Here is a 223-nt window from a genome sequence, read left to right as displayed (position 1 = left end):
GCGGTGCCGCATCCGCCGCGTCTCCGGCGAGCCCCTGAACCTCAACGCCTTCCGCCGCCGCCTTGCGGTGGCGCGCGCGGGCGTCGACACAGCCACCGCCGAGGGCACGGAATGGGACCGCGCGGTGGCCTTCGCGGGCGCGCTCGAAGAGGACATCCAGGGCGTCTATCTGCTGCTGGCCCGCGCCGCCATGGAAGGGGCCGCCTGTCCGCCGGACGGCGAG

The 223-nt window shown here is 75.8% G+C and carries 1 pseudogene; it reads left to right on the top strand.

The window, feature by feature from the left end:
• Nucleotides 1–223: pseudogene (locus E4K09_RS01625) on the top strand (ATP-binding protein); the annotation flags it as partial.

This window comes from Microvirga pakistanensis (assembly GCF_004458765.1).
Lineage (GTDB): Bacteria > Pseudomonadota > Alphaproteobacteria > Rhizobiales > Beijerinckiaceae > Microvirga > Microvirga pakistanensis.
The sequence above is the reverse complement of the archived record's forward strand: the minus strand, read 5'-3'. Positions and strand labels throughout refer to the sequence as shown.